Source organism: Prosthecobacter sp., from assembly GCF_044226605.1.
In the GTDB taxonomy this organism is placed as follows: Bacteria; Verrucomicrobiota; Verrucomicrobiia; order Verrucomicrobiales; family Verrucomicrobiaceae; genus Prosthecobacter.
The window spans coordinates 74,632-89,332 of the sequence record NZ_JBGAGS010000019.1; the positions used below are offsets into that span (position 1 = coordinate 74,632).

Annotated in this window: 15 protein-coding genes; 12 read left to right on the forward strand and 3 right to left on the reverse strand. The window is 61.1% G+C overall.

The annotated features are described in order from the left end of the window. Nucleotides 1-20 precede the first annotated feature (20 nt). Genes ACILSO_RS23935 through ACILSO_RS23945 form a run of 3 tightly spaced genes read left to right on the forward strand, consistent with a single transcriptional unit; the run spans nt 21 to nt 4,551 of the window. Complete coding sequence (locus ACILSO_RS23935; protein ID WP_395739997.1) at nt 21-1,100, forward strand: AAA family ATPase; 1,080 nt, start codon at nt 21-23, stop codon at nt 1,098-1,100. Nucleotides 1,101-1,108: 8 nt separating this feature from the next. Then, nucleotides 1,109-3,373 carry a DUF5682 family protein gene (locus ACILSO_RS23940; protein WP_395739998.1) on the forward strand — a complete coding sequence of 755 codons (2,265 nt, stop codon included), beginning with the start codon at nt 1,109-1,111 and terminating at the stop codon, nt 3,371-3,373. Further along, nucleotides 3,370-4,551 (forward strand): VWA domain-containing protein, encoded by a 1,182-nt coding sequence (locus ACILSO_RS23945; RefSeq protein WP_395739999.1) that lies wholly within the window; start codon nt 3,370-3,372, stop codon nt 4,549-4,551. The genes ACILSO_RS23940 and ACILSO_RS23945 overlap by 4 nt, the downstream gene beginning before the upstream one ends. 3 nt (nt 4,552-4,554) lie before the next feature. On the opposite strand, the gene ACILSO_RS23950 is transcribed toward ACILSO_RS23945, so the two are convergent. Together ACILSO_RS23950 and ACILSO_RS23955 are read right to left on the reverse strand one after the other, a co-directional pair. After that, nucleotides 4,555-4,800 (reverse strand): MoaD/ThiS family protein, encoded by a 246-nt coding sequence (locus tag ACILSO_RS23950; protein WP_395740000.1) that lies wholly within the window; start codon nt 4,798-4,800, stop codon nt 4,555-4,557. After that, nucleotides 4,797-5,354: a phosphoribosyltransferase gene (locus tag ACILSO_RS23955; protein ID WP_395740001.1), complete on the reverse strand. Its 558-nt coding sequence runs from the start codon at nt 5,352-5,354 to the stop codon at nt 4,797-4,799. The genes ACILSO_RS23950 and ACILSO_RS23955 overlap by 4 nt, the downstream gene beginning before the upstream one ends. An 80-nt stretch (nt 5,355-5,434) precedes the next feature. On the opposite strand from ACILSO_RS23955, the gene pdxH reads away from it, so the two are divergent. From pdxH to ACILSO_RS24000, 9 genes are all read left to right on the forward strand, one after another. Beyond that, nucleotides 5,435-6,088 carry a pyridoxamine 5'-phosphate oxidase gene (gene pdxH / locus ACILSO_RS23960; RefSeq protein ID WP_395740002.1) on the forward strand — a complete coding sequence of 218 codons (654 nt, stop codon included), beginning with the start codon at nt 5,435-5,437 and terminating at the stop codon, nt 6,086-6,088. 193 nt (nt 6,089-6,281) lie between these two features. After that, nucleotides 6,282-6,797 carry a GbsR/MarR family transcriptional regulator gene (locus tag ACILSO_RS23965; protein ID WP_395740003.1) on the forward strand — a complete coding sequence of 172 codons (516 nt, stop codon included), beginning with the start codon at nt 6,282-6,284 and terminating at the stop codon, nt 6,795-6,797. A gap of 56 nt (nt 6,798-6,853) precedes the next feature. Next, a complete protein-coding gene (locus ACILSO_RS23970; protein ID WP_395740004.1) occupies nt 6,854-7,786 on the forward strand; it encodes an acyl-CoA desaturase in 933 nt (310 codons plus the stop codon). Then, a complete protein-coding gene (locus ACILSO_RS23975; protein ID WP_395740005.1) occupies nt 7,783-8,199 on the forward strand; it encodes a hypothetical protein in 417 nt (138 codons plus the stop codon). Before ACILSO_RS23970 ends, ACILSO_RS23975 begins: the two co-directional genes overlap by 4 nt. 9 nt (nt 8,200-8,208) lie before the next feature. Further along, a complete protein-coding gene (locus ACILSO_RS23980) occupies nt 8,209-8,715 on the forward strand; it encodes a hypothetical protein (RefSeq protein ID WP_395740006.1) in 507 nt (168 codons plus the stop codon). Next, nucleotides 8,712-9,149: a hypothetical protein gene (locus ACILSO_RS23985; RefSeq protein ID WP_395740007.1), complete on the forward strand. Its 438-nt coding sequence runs from the start codon at nt 8,712-8,714 to the stop codon at nt 9,147-9,149. Before ACILSO_RS23980 ends, ACILSO_RS23985 begins: the two co-directional genes overlap by 4 nt. A 23-nt stretch (nt 9,150-9,172) precedes the next feature. Beyond that, on the forward strand, nt 9,173-9,616 hold the full coding sequence (locus tag ACILSO_RS23990; protein ID WP_395740008.1) for a thiol-disulfide oxidoreductase DCC family protein: 444 nt from the start codon (nt 9,173-9,175) through the stop codon (nt 9,614-9,616). 32 nt (nt 9,617-9,648) lie between these two features. After that, the gene (locus ACILSO_RS23995) at nt 9,649-13,002 is read left to right on the forward strand and encodes a PVC-type heme-binding CxxCH protein (RefSeq protein ID WP_395740009.1); all 3,354 of its coding nucleotides are present in this window, start codon (nt 9,649-9,651) and stop codon (nt 13,000-13,002) included. Between the two features lie 19 nt (nt 13,003-13,021). Beyond that, nucleotides 13,022-13,597, forward strand: coding sequence for a xanthan lyase (locus ACILSO_RS24000; RefSeq protein ID WP_395740010.1), 576 nt, complete (start codon nt 13,022-13,024; stop codon nt 13,595-13,597). Between the two features lie 46 nt (nt 13,598-13,643). Here ACILSO_RS24000 and ACILSO_RS24005 read toward each other — a convergent pair whose 3' ends face one another. Then, nucleotides 13,644-14,537: an RNA polymerase sigma factor RpoD/SigA gene (locus ACILSO_RS24005; protein WP_300199627.1), complete on the reverse strand. Its 894-nt coding sequence runs from the start codon at nt 14,535-14,537 to the stop codon at nt 13,644-13,646. Nucleotides 14,538-14,701 lie beyond the last annotated feature (164 nt).

Genomic DNA, 14,701 nt, shown 5'->3' on the forward strand with positions numbered 1-14,701 from the left:
AAACTGCAACCCGCCCATCCATGACGAACGCGCTCCGCCACCACGCCGAACAGCTCTTTGCCCACGAACTCGACGAGCTCAAAAAAGCCGACACCCGCCAGCGGCCCACCAACTGGAACCTCTCGCCTTGGGCGGTTTCCACCTATCTGCTCGGCGGCAGGCTGGAGAACGGCTTTGAAGTCAGCGCCAAATACATCGGCAACCGGCGCGTGATCGAGATCGCCGTGGCCACGCTGGCCACCGACCGTGCGCTGCTTCTCTACGGTGTGCCTGGCACCGCCAAGAGCTGGGTGTCCGAGCATCTGGCTGCCGCGATTTCCGGCGACTCAACGCGCCTCATCCAAGGCACCGCTGGCACCAGCGAGGAGCAGATGCGCTACGGGTGGAACTATGCCCTGCTGCTTTCCAAAGGACCGTCCAAAGAAGCGCTGGTCCCCAGCCCGCTGATGAAGGCGATGAACGACGGGCGCATCGCCCGCGTGGAAGAGCTGACGCGCATCCCGGCCGATGTGCAGGACACGCTCATCACCATTCTCTCGGAAAAGACGCTGCCCATTCCCGAGCTCTCCAGCGAGGTGCAGGCAAACCGCGGCTTCAACGTCATCGCCACCGCGAACAATCGTGACAAAGGCGTGAACGAGCTCAGCAGCGCGCTCAAGCGCCGCTTCAACACTGTGGTGCTTCCCGTGCCTGCCACCGAGGAGGAGGAAGTGGCCATCGTGAGCAAACGAGTGAGCGAAATGGGCAAGGCGCTGGAACTCCCCGCCGAACCGCCCGCGCTCAAGGAAGTGCGCCGCATCGTGCAGGTCTTCCGCGAGCTGCGCGACGGCCAGACCGCCGACGGCAAGACCAAGCTCAAGCAGCCCACCGGAACCATGAGCACCGCGGAGGCCATCAGCGTGCTCAACAGCGGCATCGCCCTTGCCGCCCATTTTGGCGATGGCACCCTCAGCGCGGGCGATGTCGCCGCCGGCCTCGTGGGCGCCATCATCAAAGACCCCGTGCAGGATGCAGTTGTGTGGAAGGAGTATCTGGAGACGGTGGTGAAGGAGCGCAGCGACTGGAAGGATCTGTACCGTGCCTGCCGGGAGGTTGTTTGATTAAAATTATGACCCACCTCTTCGGCATCCGCCATCATGGCCCGGGCTGCGCGCGTTCATTGGTTCGCGCGCTGGAGGAGCTGTCGCCGGATTGCATTTTGATTGAAGGCCCACCGGAAGCAGAAGCCGTACTTGCGGCGGCGGTGCATGCGGAGATCGAGCCGCCGGTGGCGTTGCTGCTGTATTGTCCGGAAGACACGCAGAAGGCTTCGTTTTATCCCTTCGCGGAGTTTTCGCCCGAGTGGCAGGCCATGCGCTTCGGGCTCACACGCGGCGTGCCGGTGCGCTTCATGGATCTGCCGCAGGCGCATGATCTCGCCTTGCGTGATGCCGAGAAGTCCGAGCCGCTGACAGCAGAAACCGAAACGCCTGTCGAGGCTGAAGCCGAGGACATCTCCGGCGATCCACTCGACTGGCTGGGCCGCGCCGCAGGCTATGGCGATGGCGAAACCTGGTGGAACCAGATGGTCGAAGAACGTCGCGATGGCGACAGCGCAGGTCTCTTTGCCGCGATCCAAGAAGCGATGACCAGCGTGCGTGCGGAGATTCCGCGCAAACGGTCGCCGCTTTCCCAGCAGCGCGAGGATCTGCGCGAGGCCTGCATGCGCAAAACCATCCGCCAGGCGGAGAAAGATGGGTTTCAAAAGATCGCCGTGATCTGCGGTGCCTGGCATGTGCCTGCGCTTGCCACGATGCCGAGTGCCAAGGCGGACAATGATTTGTTGAAGGGCCTGCCGAAGGTCAAAGTCGCTGCCACCTGGGCACCGTGGACCTATGGTCGTCTGGCCGCCGCGAGCGGTTACGGCGCAGGCGTGCTGTCTCCAGGCTGGTATGAGTTTTTGTGGAAGAATCAGGCTGCCGAGGCCTCGCAGCGTTCCATTGCGTGGATCTCCAAAGTCGCGCGGCTCATGCGTGAGGAAGACATCGACTGCTCCTCCGCGCACGTCATCGAGGCCGCACGCCTCAGCGATGCTTTGGCCGCCATGCGCGAGCGACCCGCAGCCGGGCTGGATGAGATCAACGAATCCATCCGCACCGTCATCTGCATGGGCGATGACGCTCCGCTCAAGCTCATCCGCGCCAAACTCATCGTGGGCGAAAAGCTCGGACGTGTGCCGCCGGATGTGCCGACCGTGCCGCTGCAGCAGGATTTGGAAAAGCAGCAGCGCAGCCTGCGCCTGAAACCCGAAGCGCTCGCGAAGGAGCTGGATCTCGATCTGCGCAATGAGAATGATCTCAGCCGCAGCCACCTGCTGCATCGGCTGAGCCTTCTCGGCATCAAGTGGGGCGAGGTGCGTGGCACCGGGCGCAGCGCCAAGGGCACCTTTCACGAGGTGTGGCAGGTGCAGTGGCAGCCGGAGTTCGCCGTGTCCATCATCGAAGCCAGCCGCTGGGGCCACACCATTAGCGATGCCGCCACGGCGCTGGCCATTGATCAGGCGCAGCGTGCGGAATCCCTACCGGCGCTTTCTGCGCTGGTGGATCGCGTGCTGCTGGCGAATCTCCCGCAATCGGTGGAGCCCGTGACGCATGCGCTGGAAAACCTGGCCGCCGTGGCAGGCGATGCCTCTCAACTCCTCGAAGCGATCCCGCCGCTGGCCAACATCTTCCGCTACGGCAATGTCCGCCAGACGGATGCCTCGCTCGTTGGGCATGTGCTGGATGGTTTGGTCACGCGCGCCAGCATCAGCCTCGGCGGTGCCTGCGCCTCGCTGGATGACGATGCGGCCGCCGCCATGCGCAAGCGCATCGTGGCCACGCATCAGGCCGTCAAGCTGATCGGAAAGGATGAACACCTCGTCGAGTGGATGCCCGCGCTTTCACGTCTTGCCGTGCTGGGAGGCACCCATGGTCTCGTGTGCGGTCTGGCTGCGCGCCTGCTGTTTGATGAGCACCAGGCAGACGCCGATGCCACCGCCACCCGCATGAGCCAGGCGCTTTCCGTGGGCAATGACTCCGCGCCCGCCTCCGCATGGCTCGCCGGATTTCTGCATCAAAGCGGCATGGTGCTGCTGCATGATGACCGCCTCTGGCAGATCCTGGACACCTGGCTCGCCTCCCTGAGCGACGACGGCTTCATCCGCATCCTGCCACTGATCCGGCGCACCTTTTCTCTCTTCCCTGGTACCGAGCGCGCGCAGCTCGGCGCACGTGCCAAACATAGCGGTGCCGCTGCTCCGGCAGCACAGACCGCTGTCGATTTGGAATGGAATGAAACACGCGCCCAGAAACCGCTGGCGGTGCTGGGGCAAATCCTTGGCCTGAACTCATGAGCACTCCACTCACAGACGTCGAACGTCAACGCCGCTGGCGCCTCGCCCTGGGCGGCGAGGCGGAGGAATCCTGCTGCGGCCTCACCGGAGAGGACCTGGAGATGGATCAGGCGCTTGCCGCCTTGTATGAACCCGACAGCCCCGGCGGCATGAAAAACGCACGCCGCGGCGGCAGCGAAAAGTCCGCTCCACGCGTGGCACGCTGGCTGGGAGACATCCGCAAATACTTCCCCTCCAGCGTGGTGCAGGTGATGCAGCAGGACGCGCTGGACCGCCTGGGCATGCGCGAAATGCTGCTCCAGCCGGAGATGCTGGAGGCGGTGCAGCCGGACGTGCATCTGGTGGCCAGCCTCATCTCGCTCTCAGGAGTCATTCCTGCCAAAACCAAAGAGACCGCGCGCATGGTCGTGCGCAAGGTGGTGGACGAACTCATGCGCAAGCTCGCCGAACCCATGCGCAGCGCCGTGACGGGCGCGCTGAACCGCGCCGTGCGCAATCGCCGCCCCCGGCTGGCCGAGATCGACTGGAACCGCACCATCCGGGCAAACCTGCGCCACTATCAGGAAGACTATAAAACAGTCGTGCCGGAAACCCTCATCGGCTACGGCCGCAAGGCGCAGAAGACGCAGCGCAACATCATCCTCTGCATCGACCAAAGCGGCTCCATGGCCGCCAGTGTGGTGTATTCCAGCATCTTTGGCGCCGTGATGGCTTCGCTGCCTGCGGTGAAGACTCAGCTCGTCGTTTTTGACACGGCCGTCGTTGATTTGACCGAGAAGCTCGATGACCCCGTGGAGCTGCTCTTTGGCACCCAGCTCGGCGGCGGCACGGACATCAACAAAGCCGTCGGCTACTGCCAGAGCCTCATCACGGATCCCGCCAACACCATCCTCGTGCTCATTTCCGATCTCATCGAGGGCGGGGTGGAAAAGAACCTCCTTCAGCGCACCAACGAACTGGTCCAGAGCGGCGTCCAGTTTATCACCCTTCTCGCGCTCAGTGATGAAGGCGCTCCCTGCTATGACCAGGAGCTCGCAGCAAAAATGAGCCTCCTCGGCGTTCCCAGCTTTGCCTGCACCCCGGACAAATTCCCCGCGCTCATGGCCGCGGCGATCAAAAAAGAAGACATAGCCCTGTGGGCCGCGCAGGCAGATCTGGTGACCACGCGCCATGCGTGATGGCTACCCACCCTGCACCGGCGGCATGATCGCGACTTCGCCACCATCATGAAGCGGTTCATCCCGTTTCACGTAGGTCTGGTCCAGCGCCAGCAGCAGGCTGTTCTGCCAGTCGCGCAGTTTGGGCCAGCGGGATTCGATTTGATCCAGGAGAGTGTGCATGGTGGCACCGGCGGGAAGCTCCACCGAGATCTCGTCCGCGCCGGTGATGTCCCGCAGGACGGAGAAGAAGAGCACCCGCAGCTTCATGAGGCGGGGTCCAGATTGAGAATGCCGATGCAGGGCAGATTGCGGAAGCAGCCCCGGAAGTCCATGCCGTAGCCGACGACAAATTCGTCGTCGATTTCAAAGCCCGCGTCGTGCAGCCGGACCTCCCGAAGCCGCGGCCGGCGCTTGCTCAGCAGCACGCAGGTGTGCAGCGTGGCGGGCTCCTGCTCCAGGATGCGTTCGCTTATCGCGCCCAGCGTCAGGCCGGTGTCCAAAATATCATCCAGCAGCAGCACGTCCTGCCCGTGCAGGTTCAGGCCGGCTGGCCAGTTCACCTTAACCTCGCCCGTGGTGGCGGTGCCACCTTGGTAGCTGCTGGCGCTGAGGGTGTGCAGCCGCACCGGCATCTCCAGCTTGCGGAGAAGATCGGCCACGAAAAACAGCCCGCCATCCATCAGCGCCACCACTGTGACCACACGCCCTGCCAGCTCCGCATTCAGCCGCGCCGCCATTTCACCCACCCGCACGCCGATTTCCTCGGGGGTGAGCAGTACGCGTTCGAGATCTTGGATGACGCCGGTGACGGTGGATGGCATGGAGGTGGGAGCAAAAGAGTGCGCAAAAGGCCAAAGCTGACGTAGCGCAGGCCGCACGGCACGCGTTTCTTGTAACCCGAATGAACCTCACTGACAAACCGAACCTGCCCGATCTCCGCGTGAGCTATGACCTGGGGGAGCTCGACGAAAACACCGCCCCGGCGGATCCCGTGGAACTTTTCACGGTATGGATCAATGACGCCCTGGCTCACAAGCTGCCGGAGCCCAACGCGATGAGCCTGGCCACCCATGGCCTCGACGGCACGCCCACGGTGCGCACCGTGCTGCTCAAGGGCATCGACGAGCGCGGCTTCCACTTCTACACCAACTACGAAAGCCGCAAAGGCCAGGAGATCGCTGCGGACTCACGCGGCGCCGCTTGTTTCCTGTGGACGGACCGCCACCACCAGGTCTGCATCAAAGGAACCATCTCCAAGCTGGATCGCGCGGACGCGGAGACCTACTTTGCCAGCCGTCCCTACGGCCACCAGATCGGTGCCTGGACCTCCATCCAAAGCCAGGTCATCCCCGGCCGCGAATGGCTGAAGCAGCGCGATGCAGAGCTGAAAGCCAAATACCCCGAAGGCCAGGTCCCCTGCCCTCCCCACTGGGGCGGCTACACCCTCCTCGCCGACGAGATCGAGTTCTGGCAGGGCCGCGTCAGCCGCCTGCATGACCGCATCCGCTACCGCAAAGAAAACGGCGTCTGGGTGAAGGTGCGCCTGAGCCCGTAAAACAGCAGCCATCTCGCTCCGTCGAGATGTGCCCAGCGTCTTCGCTGGCCGATACCCTCACCGAAATAGATGCTCCCCCGCCAGCGGACGCGCTCACGCGCAACTCGGCTTAGCACCGGGGCCCCGGTGTGCGAAATAAATGCAACTCGCCTCTTGCCTTTCGGAATTTTCAGTTTTCATTGAAACCGTGAGCATGGAACAACCAGAATGGGAAAAAGCCCGCGAGGAATTCGTCGGGCAATGGGGCTCTCTTGGCACCCAGTGGGGCATCAACCGGACCATGGCGCAGATCCACGCTCTGCTCATGACAGCGCCGGAGCCCATGTGCACGGACGAGGTGATGGAGCGCCTCGAAATCAGCCGCGGCAATGCGCACACGAATTTGAAAGACCTGGTCGGGTGGAACCTCATCCGCATCATCACCAAGAAGGGCGACCGCAAGGAGTACTTTGAGGCGGAGAAAGATGTGTGGAAGATCTTCATCACGATCTCCAAAGAGCGCAAACGCCGGGAGATCGAGCCCGCCATGCAGCTCCTGCGCGACTGTGCAGCACGCACCAAGGACGAAACCGCCGGCCCTGGGAAAGAGTTTCACCAGCAGATGAAGGACCTGGACGAGTTCCTCAGCTTCGGCGTCAAAGTGGCCGATACAGTGATCTCCATGAAGCATGCCTCCGCCCTGCAGTGGGCCATGCGCCTCCTCGGCTGATTTTTTCATGCTCCTATGTTTCACAAATAACTGAAAATTCAGAATTAAATATCACCATGAATGCTTCACCCGTCCAAGTCCGCCGCATGAGTTCGGCTGGTGCCGAGACCAACCCGATTGAAGGGCAGGTCATTTGGAGTCCGGTGAAATCCCTCTGGTTTACCGCGCATCTGCTTATCGCAATCATCGGCGGCTGGTCGACGATCAGCATGGGGGCGATGGTGCTCTGCATGGTCTTCACGGGGATTACCCTGTGCCTCGGCCTCACTCTTGGCCTGCACCGCCTGCTCATTCACCGCAGCTTTACCTGTCCGCGCTGGCTGGAGCATCTTCTGGTGCACCTGGGAACCGTGGTGGGCATGGGCGGCCCGTTTGCCATGCTCTATCTGCATGACAGCCGGGACTGGGCGCAGCGGCACCCTGCCTGCCATCCTTTTTACCGCGATCAGCGGCCTATCTGGCGGGACGCGCTATGGCAGCTCCATTGCGAGTGCCGCTTGAAACATCCGCCGCGTTTTGAGATCGAGCCCGAGGTGCGTGAGGATCGTGTTTACCGATTCATGCAGCGCACGTGGATGCTGCAGCAGGTGCCGTATGCGGTGCTGTTTTATCTGCTCGGCGGCTTCGGCTGGGTGGTGTGGGGCATCTCGGTACGCATCGTGCTGTCCATCATCGGGCACTGGCTCATCGGCTACTTTGCGCACAACCTGGGAGAGCGTGACTGGCATCTGCAAGGGCACGCGGTGCAGGGCTTCAATGTTCCGCACCTCGGCCTGCTCACCATGGGCGAGTGCTGGCACAATAATCACCACGCCTTCCCTGAATCGGCGCGTCTGGGGCTGAACAAAGCCCAGGCAGACCCCGGCTGGTGGGCGCTGCGCATGCTGAGTTTCATCGGCCTGATCACCAGCGTGAAGCTGCCTGCGGACATGCCTGCTCGGCCTGAACTTTTTCCCCTCAAACCAAACACAAACCACACAACACTATGAACGAAACCGTCATCAGCTACACTCTCTACCTCATCCTCGCCGTCAGCATGACGGTCTGGGTCGCGCGCACTCTGCATAAAAACGGCCGCATCTTCCTCGTCGATTGCTTTCACGGAAATGCGGAACTCGCCGACAGCGTGAACCACCTGCTCGTCGTTGGTTTCTATCTGGTGAACATCGGCTTTGTGTCGCTTTATCTGAAGAGCACCGAGGAGATCGCCGGCGCGCGCGGAGTCTTTGAACTGCTCAGCGGCAAGATGGGCGTGGTGCTCCTCATGCTCGGCGGCATGCACTTCTTCAATCTCTACATCTTCACCAAGATGCGCCGCCGCGCCACTCTCGCCAGCATGCCCCCTCCCGTGCCGCCGATGACCCGCGTGAGCAAAACGAACGACATGCTCGACACCCTCTGAGTCCCCGTCATGAAAACCTTCCTGCGAAAGATGAAGCTCTCCTTTCAAGCCATGGTGTGCGGATGGATTGCATGCAATATGGCGCTGCTGGCCGGAATGCTGCTTGCATGGGGCCATCAAAACTATTCCCCGCAAAATGTCGCGGGTGGCATTCTAGCCTATGGCTTTGGTAGCGGCGTAGTGATCCTCGCGGCATGGCTGTTCGTCTTCTTTCCCGTTGATCTGCTGGTGCCCGAAACATCGTGGCTGCGCCGACCACGCGTGGCCGCCCTCTGCGGCTTCCTTGCCGGAAATGGTGTGCTGCTGGCGATCATGATCGGAGAGACCTGGAATAGCGGATATCCTACAGGCGGCTCCGCCCATTTTGAATGGTACGGCCTCGCTTTCGCAAGCAGCCCCGGCATCACGGGCATGGTGGCGGCTTATGTCAGGTCACGTGATTGCAGCACCCAGCTTTATAACGGGCGCCCGATAAACCGCATCAGCAAAGCCTACGACATCTTTGATCTGCTATGAAAACAATCCGACACACAATAGGGCTGTCGTTCCTCGCGATGCAGTGCGGCTGGGTAGCGTGCAACATTCTCTTCTGGATCTGCAATCTCTCGTGGATGGTAAACCGTTTTAAATCCTTCAGCGACTATCTCGGGTACGTGATGTTCATGGGAGCTTGCACCGGGATAGTGATCATGGGTGCTTGGTTGGTCATCTTCCTTCCAGTTGATCTCTGGATTTCAGACAACTCCAAGCTGCGTCGCCCCTGGGTGGCGACGATCTGCGGCTTAGTGGCGGGTGCCGCAGTGACTGTAGTTCTATGGCCCTCTTTTGCCGGAGCTGGCTGGCTGGCAAAAGTCACAAGCATGAAATTTTCACTGCAAGACATGCCTTACCTCCTTGGACCCAGCATCACAGGGATGGTCGCCTCCTATGTAAGGTCACGTGATCAATAACCATTGCCGAATCAAAGCAAGTCATGACCACCCTCACCATCTTCTACGACGCCCGCTGCGGCCTGTGCTCGCGCTTCCGGCGCTGGATGCTTGAGCAGGCAGCGTATGTGCGGCTGGAGTTCCTGCCGTATGACTCGCCGCAGGCGCTGCTGCGCTGCCCGGATTTGCCCAGCATGCGCGCGGATCAGGAAATCGTCGTCATGGGCGATGACGGATCGCTCTGGCAGGGCGCAGGCGCATGGGTTACCTGCCTGTGGGCGCTGCGCGAGTATCGCGAGTGGTCCCTGCGCTTGGCCAGCCCGGCGATGCAGCAGGTCGCACGGCGCGTGGTGCACTGGATTTCCACCAACCGCATCGGCCTTTCGCATTTGCTGCGGTTGCGCAGTGATGAGGCATTGCGCGCGCAGGTCACCGAGGTGGCTTGTGACGACGGAGCGTGTGTGGTGGAAAGACGAAACGTGGCTTGAATGAAGGACGTCATTTGCGCTGTAATGGCTGGATGTTATTCCTGCGCCGTGTTTTCCTCTCATGCACCCTCGCCGCCAGCCTTCATGCAGCTGAGGATAAAATGCGCCTCGTGCGCGAGACGAATTCGCTGACTCCCGAGCAGGAGCGTGCGGGCCTGCATGTGCCTCCAGGGTTCACGGTGCAGCTCTTTGCCAGCGAGCCGATGATCAACAAGCCCATCAACATGGCCTTCGACGTTCGTGGGCGGCTGTGGGTCTCTTCGACGGTTGAATATCCCTACGCCGCGGACAAAACTCGCTGGTCAGACACACAGGGCACGCAGGTCAAAGACAGCCGCGATGCCATCAAGATCCTCGAAGACACAGATGGCGACGGCAAGGCCGACAAAGTCACCGACTTCGCTGGCGGCCTAAACATTCCCACGGGCGTGCTGCCCTGGCACAAGCCGGAGCACAAGGCCGGGTGCATCGCCTGGAGCATCCCCAACATCTGGTACTTCGCCGACACCGACGGCGACGACAAAGCCGACCACCGCGAAATTCTCTTTGGCCCTCTCGGCTACGAAAAAGACACCCACGGCATGTGCAGCAGCTTCCGAATGGGCCTCGACGGCTGGGTATATGCCACCCACGGCTTCAACAACACCAGCCACCTCAAAGCGAAAGACGGCAGCTCACTCGATCTCCACAGCGGCAACGTCTTCCGCTTCCGCCCCGATGGCTCGCACGTCGAAATCTGGACGCACGGTCAGGTCAATCCCTTCGGCCTCTGCTGGGACCGCTTTGGCAATCTCTACAGCGCCGACTGCCACAGCTCGCCCATCTACCAGCTCATTCGCGGCGCATGCTACCCCAGCTTTGGCAAGCCGCACGACGGCCTCGGCTTCGCCCCCGTCATGTGCGAGCACAGCCACGGCTCCACCGGCATCTGCGGCATCGTTTACATCGACGGCGGCGTCTGGGGCCCCGAGTGGGACGACCACACGCTCGTCGGCAACTGCGTCACCTCCCGGGTGAACCACGACACCGTCACCTTCACCGGCTCCACGCCCAAAGCCAACGAGCAGCCCGACTTCATCACCAGCGATGATCCCTGGTTCCGCCCCGTCGATCTCCAGCTCGGCCCCGACAACGCCCTCTACATCGCCGACTTCTACAACAAGATCATCGGCCACTACGAGGTCCCTCTGGATCATCCCGGTCGCGACAAAGAACGCGGAAGAATCTGGCGGGTGGTGAAGGAGGGAAACAAGGCCACGAAGAATGACTTCACGGCGATGGAGCCGCAGCAGGTCATAAGCGAACTCGGAAATCCAAACCTCATACGGCGTCAGTTTGCGCTGGGTGAAGTCAAACGACGCGGAAACGATGCCTGGGTGAGGGGCGTGCTCACATGCATTGAAGGAGCCCAGAAGATGGAAGCCCATGGAAACGAAGTTCCTCCAGACTTTGCGGATCCAACAGCCTCCATTGATCCAGGTGATGCAGGCATGGCAATTCATAGCCGGGCAACGATGCAGGCAGCCTACGCACTGTGGGCCTGCTCCTACCTCGGAGAGCGCCTCAATGTCTACCGCGTGATTCGCGGACTGCACAACGGAGGTGTTTGGGTGGAGGATACTCCCCATGATGATGAGGGGCAGCGCGGGCTGCTCATGGCGCATGCCGCCCAGGTCATCGGAAACCATGAACGGCTGCATCCCTGGGAAAAGTGGAGCCTTGGGGTCATCTTTGACGCTCGTGGCAGCGCGGCAGGCCGGGCGGCTGCCCAGGTGCTGCTCAACCGTCCTGACTTCCTGCGGAATGAACCCCGGTGGCAGGCCACCGCCGTGAAAATGTTGACGGGTCTTCTGTCAGACATGATCGATCCCGAAAAAATCGAGAGAAACGTGCCCTGGCAGAATCCCAAGGATGTGAGCTACATCCTTTCCATGCGCCTCCTGCTGCGCGATTTCCTTTCACAGCCTGGAGTGCTCACAAACGAGCAATGGCACGACCGGGTTGGAAAAGCCACGAGCAAGCCATGGTTCATCGAGGTGATCAAAGCCGTGCCAACTCCCGAGGCATCTTCCTGGTTGATGTCTCGGCTGAACCAGGGAGGCAGCGCCGATGCAGCCACCTGGAATCACTTCGCCCGCTATGGCGATGACGCAACTCTCAGCTCAGCGATTGGCAAAGCCCGCGATCAAACCAAAGCGGGCGTGCAATCACAGCTGGATGCCATCAATGCGCTCTACAACGGCGTGATGGAGCGTGGAGCAAAACCACCCTCCTCCTTGCTTGCATGGGCCACGGAACTTGCGGACTCGCTGCTGTCACAAGCAAGCAAACAGCCTGCTCCCACCTGGACCTCATCGGGCGATGCCAAGTGGGCTCTCCAACCACGCAAATGCGCAGACGGCACCGAAGCGCAGGTACTGCAAAGCATGGCCAAAGGCGGTGGCGATGAGGAGAAGCGCACAGGCATTCTGAAATCCAAAGATTTTACTGCGCCCGCCAGCCTCGTCGTTTGGGTCAACGGCCATCGCGGAGCACCTGCGGCGCAGGCGCATGACAAGAACCTGGTGCGCGTGGTGGATTCAAAAAGTGGAGCCGTGCTGGCCAGCGTGTTCCCCCCACGCCACAACGATTGCCGGCGCGAGGAGCTGGACCTTTCCCCACACGCCGGCAAGCAGGTGAGACTTGAGATGGTCGATGGCGATGATGGCAAAGCCTACGCCTGGCTGGGCATCACACGCATTGAGCCGGCGGTGATCAGCGTGAATGATTTTCAAAACGAAGACAGCACGCGCAGTGCTCTCAAGTCTCTTGCCATGATGCTGCAGCACACGGCACCGGTAGCTCTGCGTGAGAAGCTGGTGGCCTATCTGCCTCCACGGCCTGCACCAGCACCCCTGCCCGTCTCGCCGGAGCAGCGGAAGCAACTGGATGCGCTCATCGCCGCGCGCACCGCTGCATTTGCGAAGGCGAAGCCGGATGAGTCTGCAGGAAAAACGGTGTTCACGACGAACTGCGCCGTGTGTCACCAGATCCGTGGCTTGGGCGGTTTGATCGGCCCTCAGCTCGATGGCATCGGCGCGCGTGGTGCAGAGCGCTTGAGTGAAGATATACTGGATCCGAATCGCAATGTGGATGCACACTTTCATCTTCACACGCTGACGATGAAGGACGGCGGAATCATGAGCGGTTTCCTCAAAGGTGAGGCGGGCCAGGTGCTCATTCTCGCGGATGCCGCCGGGCAGGAGCATCGGGTGTCTAAGAATGATGTCGCGAAGGATGTGACGGCACCGATTTCCCTCATGCCGCCGGTGTTTGGGCAGATGCTGGATGAGAAGGCGTTCATCAACCTGCTTGGCTACCTGATGAATGAAAAGGCCGGCAAATGATCGTCCACCAGTTAATACCATGAAATACTTTTGGATCGCTGCGTTGCTCCTCGGCGTGTCATTCGGCGCCGAAGCCCTCAGGCCCCACCCCAAGGCCATCGCCAACATCCACTCTCCCGGAGAGGTGGACCGGCCGGAGATGGTGCGGTTTTGTGTGTCGGATTCGGCAATGCTGCCGGGGATCGTGGTGGATGAGATGGATTCGGAGCTGGTGGGGGAGTGGCAGTATTCCACGCACACGCCGCCGTATGTCGGTCTTGGATATATCCATGACATGAAGGCGGGGAAGGGGAGCAAGTCGGTGACCTTCACGCCCAAGCTGCCGAAAGCGGGCTGGTATGAGGTGCGGCTGGCTCATTGCTACAATGTGCGACGTTCTACCAGGGCACCGGTCACGATTCATCATGCGGACGGAGACACGAAGGTGATTATTAATCAGCAGCAGGAGCCGGAGCATGGGCGGCTGTTTCGCACACTGGGCACATTTCGGTTTGAAGAAGGACGCGCGGGCTGGGTGCGAGTGTCCAATGAAGGGACGGAGCCGGACAAAGTGGTGATTGCAGATGCGGTGCAGTTCTTGCCGGTTCAGAAGTAGGCCCACAAAAAAGCCGGGGTCTTGCGACACCCGGCTTTCGTGAATCTTAATCGTCTTCGGCTTCGGCAGCAGCGGCCTTTTTCCGCTTCTTCTTGCCGCCGGCATTGCGCAGCGCCTTGGGAATCGGGTCTTCCTTCTTCTGCAGGGCGCGGCGCAGTTTGCGCAGGGCGATGTTCTGCAGCTGACGGATACGCTCGCGGGTCACGCCGAATTCCTGACCGACTTCTTCGAGCGTGCGGGGCTTCTGGCCGGCGAGGCCGAAGCGGGCGTCGATGATCTTGCGTTCGCGCTCGTCGAGAACGGTCAGCAGGCCATCGAGCTGGCTGTGCATATTCTTATGCGAGAGCAGGTCGAAGGGGGTCTGGGCGTTTTCATCGCCCACGATTTCGCCGAACTCGGTGCTGTCGTCGTCGCTGATGGGGGCATCGAGCGAGGCAGGGCGCATGGAGGCGACCTTGAGCTGGCTGAGCTTGGCGCGATCAATGCCGATTTCTTCGGAGAGTTCGTCGTCGGTGGGTTCGCGGCCGAGTTCTTCGGACATCGCCATGGCCACGCGGCGCATCTTGCTGATCTTGTCCACCATGTGGACAGGCAGGCGGATGGTCTTGGACTGGTTGGCGAGGGCGCGCTTGATGGACTGTTTGATCCACCAGGCAGCGTAGGTGGAGAGCTTGCCACCCTTGTTCGGGTCGAAACGTTCCACAGCCTTCATGAGGCCGATATTGCCTTCAGAAATGAGGTCCAGAAGGGGCAGACCGTAGTTGGCGTAATCCTGGGCGATCTTCACCACGAGCCTCAGGTTCGCACGAATCATGTGCGAACGGGCTTCGGGGTCGCCACGTTTGATGCGTTCGGCAAGCTCGACCTCCTGGTCGGGAGTCAGCAAGTCAGTTTTGCCGATCTCACGCAGGTAAATCTTGATGCCTCCGTCGAGTTCCATATGAAATTTCTAGTTGGGTAATACGATAAAAGGACCAACGTCCTTGCCCCACGCCGAGACGCAGGGGGTAGTCAGTATAGACGCGTTTTTGCACTTCGCTCGTCTTTTTTGAGCAAGTTTGCGGCCAGTATTGGAGGATGGACCGGAAGAAAGAAGCACGGGCG